Origin of the sequence: Acidovorax sp. HMWF029 (genome assembly GCF_003060895.1) — a bacterium.
Taxonomy (GTDB): Bacteria; Pseudomonadota; Gammaproteobacteria; order Burkholderiales; family Burkholderiaceae_C; genus Acidovorax.
Genome location: NZ_QAIH01000152.1, coordinates 1 through 5,770 on the forward strand (window position 1 = coordinate 1; position 5,770 = coordinate 5,770).

Consider the following 5,770-nt stretch of genomic DNA (forward strand, 5'->3'; position numbering starts at 1 on the left):
GGGCGGTGGGTGAGGGTGGCGAGGCACTGCCCAGCGACTGCCGCGCCAACTGCAGCATGCCCAGCAGGCCGCTGCCGTGTTGGGCCATGCGCGCCATCTGGCTGCGCAGCACAAAGCCGCCCAGCTGCGCCACGCGGTTGACCAGCCCCACGCGCAGCGCCTGCACCAGCACGCCCAGCGACAGGTCCACCAGCTGCGTGGTGTCGGCAAATTCGTCGGAGGTATCGGCCAGCCAGTAGCTCACCACGCCCGCGAGGTAGTCGGTGTAGAGGCTGCCCGCCAGTCCCTTGAAGTCGCAGGGCTCGATCTCGCCGCTGGCCTCGGCGGCCTCCAGAAAGCTGCTCACCGCATCGCGCAGCCCCTGGCGCGCCGCCAGGGGCTCGGCCAGCATCGACAGCGGCGAGCGCCGCGCCAGGCTGCGCACCTGGGCCACAAACTCGCGGTCGGCCAGCAGGCGCTCCAGCACGGCGTCGGTCAGGCGCTGCAGCTTTTCCTGCAGGCCGTAGCCATCAAACCCCGGGGTCTGCAGCGTGTCGGCCAGCGCCTGCTGGACGGTGTCGTCCAGGTAGCCGACCACGATGCGGTCCTTGGTGGGGAAGTACTTGTAGATCGTGGCATCACCAATGCCTGCGGCGCGCGCGATGTCCTTCATCGTTGTGCCGTCAAAGCCCTGGCGGGTCATGAGGTCCACCGCGCTGGCCACGATCTGGCGGCGCGTGGCGTCTTGTTGCTGGCGGGTGGTCTTCATTTGACTATCTTTAAATTAACAAAATTTGTTATTTAAAGAATAGTTTTTTCTGTTTGTGGCGTCAAGTCTTGTGGAGCACTGTGGCTTGTTTTGACAGTTTGTGGGCTCCTTTTCTTGCCTTTTTTGGGCTTCTCCGCGCGGTGGCAAAGCGGTTTAAGCTATCAATAAGTGAGCATGTGACTATCGGCGCATGCTGGAGAACGCCTCGAACTCCCAGCTGCGCATGGCCAAAAGCAGCGTGTAGCCCTCGCGCTCGCGTTCGGGCAGCTTCTGGTCGGCCAGGTGCTGCTGGGCAAAGTCCTGGGCCACGCGCTGCATGCGCTCCATGAAGGCGGGGGCCAGGCTGCGGCTGATGTTGCCGTGCACCAGCAGCACGCCTTCGCCCATGCCGTCAAAGCCGCCCGCAAAGTAGTCGAGCAGCGCGTGCTCGCGGAAGTAGTTCATCACCGGGCCGTGCGGGCGCCAGCGGAAGGTCTTGGCCAGCTTGAGGCGGTAGCGGTTGAGCGGCCGCAGCTCGATGATGCCGATGCGATCGAGCTGCGCGAGGTATTTGATGCCCTCTGCCTCGGTGAGGCGGTAGGTGGCGACGACCTGCTCCAGCGTCCACTGGCTGAGCACGCAGATGGCCATGAGCAGCAGCTTCTTGTCGCCCACCACGGCCTTTTCCTGCTCCTGGCTCAGCTCTTTGAGCAGCGGCTGCGCATCGGCCACGCGCCGCGCCAGGTCGGCAAAGTCCAGCGCCAGCGCACGGCAGATGGCATCGATGCGCGACAGCGGCATGTCGCCCTTGGCCAGCATGCGCTTGACGCTGGATTCGGCCATGCCCAGCGCCTGCGCCAGGTCGGCGTAGGTCATCTGCGCGGTTTTCAGTTCCTTTTTCAGGGCGGTGACAAGGTCGGCGGTGGTGCTCATGGCTGAGGGCTTGCTGGTGGGTATTGGTGGGTGTTGGGTATCAATTATCAATACCCAAAGTGCCGTGGGTAGCCCTTTGTGCGACTTTTTGGGCGCGGCGGCGCGGCGGCCTGACCACACTGCGTGGCATTCCAACCCCGCAGGATTTCCACCATGCTTTTGTCTTCTTCCGCAACTCCTCTGCGCCGGGCCGAGACGGGCCTGTTGCTGGGCGCAGCCGCCTTGTTCGCCATGGCCGTATGGGGGCCGGTGCTGCCCGCCAGCGAGCACCAGCACGCGTTTGCCGACCAGCGTGGGTGGCTGGGGATACCCTGCGCACTCGATGTGCTGAGCAATCTGCCCTTTGCCCTGGCGGGTGTCTGGGGGCTGGTGGCGCTGCGCCGCGTGGTGGGCATCGACGTGGCCTCGCGGTGGCTGGCTGCGTTGTTTTTTGCGGGCCTTCTGTGCACGGCCGCAGGCTCCATGCTGTACCACTGGCAGCCACACGACGCGGGTTTGTTGTGGGACCGGCTGGGCATGGTGCTCCCGTTTGCGGGTCTGCTGGGGCTGGCGGCCACCAGCCGCGTGAGCGAGCGTGCCGGGTGGGCCGCCGCCGGTGCGGTGCTGCTGGCCGGGCCGTTGGCCGTGGTGTCGTGGTCGCACACCGGCAACTTGATGCCCTGGGCTGTGGTGCAGCTGGGCGGCATGCTGGTGGTGCTGGCCCTGGCGTGCCTGCCCCGGCGCGATGGCGCCCTGGCCGTGCACATGGGCGCGGTCATTGGCCTGTATGCCGTGGCCAAGTTGTTCGAGGCGGCGGACCACGCGGTGTTTGACGCCACCTACCAGGCGGTGTCGGGCCACAGCCTCAAGCACCTGTTCGCCGCCGGCGCGGCCTGGCCCGTGTTGTCGGCTCTGGCGGCACGGCACCCCCGCCCGGTACCGGGCGGGCCGCAGGTCACGCTGTTTGTGCAGAATGGCGCCCACGCCGTGGGTGTCGCCCGCAGTTCACGTGTGTGAAGCGCGGGCGCGGAAAATTCCAACAAGCCAACCCATCGGAAACGAGGAGAAACGCATGCACCCCGAAACCCCGTCCACCAGCCTGGCGCCAGCGTCCACGCATGAGGACCCGAACCAGTTCGCCCTGCTGCGCCAGCGGCGGTTTGCGCCGTTCTTCTGGACGCAGTTCTCCGGCGCGGCCAATGACAACCTTTTCAAGTTTGCTTTCACCGTGATGGTGACCTACCAGCTCAGCGTGGACTGGCTGCCGCCTGCCATGGCCGGGCTCGTCATTGGTGCGCTGTTCATCCTGCCGTTTTTGCTGTTCTCTGCCACCTCGGGGCAGCTGACCGACAAGTACGACAAGACGAAGATGATCCGCTTAGTGAAGAACATGGAGATCGCCATCATGCTGGTGGCGGCCTTGGGGTTCATGACGGACAACGTGCCGGTGCTGCTGCTGTGCACGTTCCTGATGGGCGTGCATTCCACGCTGTTCGGCCCCGTCAAGTTTGCCTACATGCCCCAGGTGCTCAACGAACGTGAGCTCACCGGCGGCAACGGCATGGTCGAGATGGGTACCTTTGTGGCCATCTTGCTCGGTAATGTGGCGGGTGGCCTTTTGGTGGCTATCCCGGACATCGGCCACACCACGGTGGCGGTGGCCTGCGTGCTGGCGGCGCTGGCCGGGCGGGCGGTAGCGCAGTTCATCCCATCGTTGCCCGCCACCGACCCGGGCCTGACCATCAACTGGAATCCCTTCACCGAAACCTGGCGCAACCTCAAGCTCGCGCACGGCAACATCGTGGTGTTCCGCTCGCTGCTGGGTATCAGCTGGATGTGGTTCTTCGGTGCGGTGTTCCTGAGCCAGTTCCCCAGCCTCGCCAAGAACGTGCTGCACGGCAACGAACAGGTGGCCTCGCTGCTGCTGGTGGTGTTCTCCATCGGCATTGGCATCGGTTCGCTGCTGTGCGAGGTGCTCTCGCGCCGCCATGTTGAGATCGGCCTGGTGCCGTTGGGCGCCATCGGCATGAGTGTGTTCTCCATCGACCTGTACTTTGCTTCGCGCAGCCTGCCTGCTTCCGAGGTCATGGGCCTGGCTGCCTTCATGGCCCAGGGCGCCCACTGGCGCGTGATGATGGACCTGCTGTTGCTCAGCCTGTTCGCGGGCCTGTACAGCGTGCCCATGTATGCGCTGATCCAGATGCGCAGCCAGCCCACGCACCGCGCACGCATCATTGCTGCCAACAACATCCTCAACGCGCTGTTCATGATCGCGAGCTCGCTGATCGCCGGCGCTTTGCTGGGCGCGGGCTTCACGGTGCCCCAGATCTTCCTGTTCACTGGCATTGCCAATGCGGTGGTGGCGTTCTACATCTTCATGCTGGTGCCCGAGTACCTGCTGCGCTTTGTGGCCTGGGTGTCGTCGCGGTTTGTATACCGCTTCAAGGTGCAGGGCGATGAGAACCTGCCTTCGGCGGGCGCCGCCATCCTTGCCTGCAACCACGTGAGTTTTGTCGATGCCGTGCTGCTCATGGCGGCCAGCCCCCGCCCCATCTACTTCGTGATGGACCACCGCATCTTCCGCGTGCCCGTGCTGGGTTGGCTGTTCCGCCTGGCCAAGGCGATCCCGATTGCGCCCTACAAGGAAGACCCCAAGACCTACGAAGCGGCTTTCGAGCGTGCCGCCCAGGTGCTGCGTGAAGGCGACCTTCTGGCGATCTTCCCCGAGGGCGGCATCACCAAGGACGGGCAGCTGCAGGAGTTCCGGGGTGGCATCATGAAGATCATCGAGCGCGCGCGTGCCGAGGGCATCGTCGCCCCCGTGATCCCCATGGCGCTGACCAACCTGTGGGGCTCGTACTTCAGCCGCATCGAGCAGGGTGGCGCCATGGTGCGGCCGTTCCGCCGGGGGTTTTACAGCCGTGTGGGGCTGAATGTGGGCTCTGCCGTGGCACCGACCGAAGTGCAGCCCACGCTGCTGCGCGAGCGGGTGCAGAAGCTGCTCACTGCCTGAGCTCCCAGCCCCAGTGCGGGGGCGCTTCAAATCAACGAGAGCCCGGCCAGCCGGGCCAGGCGCTCCTGTTCACCACGGGCCGTGGGGTGGGATTGGTCAGCCGTTGCGAAAAAGAAAGCTGTAGGCGTTGAGCGCAGGCACCCCTCCCAGGTGGGCGTACAAAACGCGGGCGCCTTCCGGGAACTCGCCCTTGCGCACCATGTCGATCATGCCGTGCATGGACTTGCCTTCGTACACCGGGTCGGTGAGCATGCCTTCCTGGCGTGCGCACAGGCGGATGGCTTCCAGCGTACCTTCGCTCGGCAGGCCGTACTCGGGGCCACCGTAGCGCGTATCCAGCACCACGTCCTCGGCCGTGATCTCCCTGCCCAGCTCTACAAGCTGGGCGGTATTCTGGGCGATGCGCAGAATCTGCGCGTGGGTCTGCGCGGGCTTGGCCGATGCATCGATGCCGATCACCTTGCGCGCGCGGCCATCGGCCGCAAAGCCCACCACCATGCCCGCCTGCGTACTGCCCGTGACCGAGCACACCACGATGTAGTCGAACTGGAAGCCCAGCGCCTTTTCCTGCTGGCGCACTTCTTCGGCAAAGCCCACAAAGCCCAGGCCACCGTACGGGTGCTCGGAGCAGCCTGCGGGGATCGGGAAGGGTTTGCCACCGGCCTTTTTCACGTCTTCCATGGCCTGCTCCCAACTGGGGCGGATGCCGATGTCAAAACCTGCAGCGTCCAGGCGCACATCGGCGCCCATGATGCGGCTCATCTCGATGTTGCCCACGCGGTCGTACACCGCGTCGGAGTAGTTCACCCAGTTCTCTTGCACCAGCACACACTTGAGCCCCAAGTGCGCAGCCACGGCAGCCACCTGGCGCGTCTGGTTGGACTGGATGCCGCCGATGGAGACCAGCGTGTCGTAGCCGCCCGCAATGGCTTCAGGGATCAGGTATTCGAGCTTGCGCGTCTTATTGCCGCCAAAGGCCAGGCCCGAGTTGCAGTCCTCGCGCTTGGCATACAGGTGCACCTTGCCGCCCAGGTGGGCCGACAGGCGCGGCAGCGGCGTGATGGGCGAGGGGCCGAAGGTGAGCGGGTGGCGGGCGAATTTCTGCAGGTTCATGGCGG

Annotated in this window: 5 protein-coding genes; 2 read left to right on the forward strand and 3 right to left on the reverse strand. The window is 65.2% G+C overall.

Annotated features, from left to right (window positions below; translation table 11 throughout):
* The coding region (locus DBR12_RS10495; RefSeq protein ID WP_108617192.1) for a TetR/AcrR family transcriptional regulator at positions 1–748 on the reverse strand (748 nt) is incomplete at its 3' end.
* A gap of 180 nt (positions 749–928) precedes the next feature.
* Positions 929–1,660 carry a helix-turn-helix transcriptional regulator gene (locus DBR12_RS10500; RefSeq protein WP_108617193.1) on the reverse strand — a complete coding sequence of 244 codons (732 nt, stop codon included), beginning with the start codon at positions 1,658–1,660 and terminating at the stop codon, positions 929–931.
* A 153-nt stretch (positions 1,661–1,813) separates the two neighbouring features.
* Between DBR12_RS10500 and DBR12_RS10505 the strand changes: the two genes are divergently transcribed.
* Together DBR12_RS10505 and DBR12_RS10510 are read left to right on the forward strand one after the other, a co-directional pair.
* Positions 1,814–2,656 carry a hypothetical protein gene (locus tag DBR12_RS10505; protein ID WP_108617194.1) on the forward strand — a complete coding sequence of 281 codons (843 nt, stop codon included), beginning with the start codon at positions 1,814–1,816 and terminating at the stop codon, positions 2,654–2,656.
* A 55-nt stretch (positions 2,657–2,711) separates the two neighbouring features.
* Positions 2,712–4,652 (forward strand): MFS transporter, encoded by a 1,941-nt coding sequence (locus DBR12_RS10510; RefSeq protein ID WP_108617195.1) that lies wholly within the window; start codon positions 2,712–2,714, stop codon positions 4,650–4,652.
* Between the two features lie 96 nt (positions 4,653–4,748).
* Here the strand turns inward: DBR12_RS10510 and DBR12_RS10515 are convergent, their stop codons facing one another.
* On the reverse strand, positions 4,749–5,765 hold the full coding sequence (locus DBR12_RS10515) for a 1-aminocyclopropane-1-carboxylate deaminase (RefSeq protein WP_108617200.1): 1,017 nt from the start codon (positions 5,763–5,765) through the stop codon (positions 4,749–4,751).
* Positions 5,766–5,770 lie beyond the last annotated feature (5 nt).

Excerpts from the sequence above, each read along its gene's own strand:
- DBR12_RS10510 (WP_108617195.1), top strand. The coding sequence starts at position 2,712 with ATGCACCCCGAAACCCCGTCCACCAGCCTGGCGCCAGCGTCCACGCAT.
- DBR12_RS10515 (WP_108617200.1), bottom strand. The coding sequence starts at position 5,765 with ATGAACCTGCAGAAATTCGCCCGCCACCCGCTCACCTTCGGCCCCTCG.
- DBR12_RS10500 (WP_108617193.1), bottom strand. The coding sequence starts at position 1,660 with ATGAGCACCACCGCCGACCTTGTCACCGCCCTGAAAAAGGAACTGAAA.
- DBR12_RS10505 (WP_108617194.1), top strand. The coding sequence starts at position 1,814 with ATGCTTTTGTCTTCTTCCGCAACTCCTCTGCGCCGGGCCGAGACGGGC.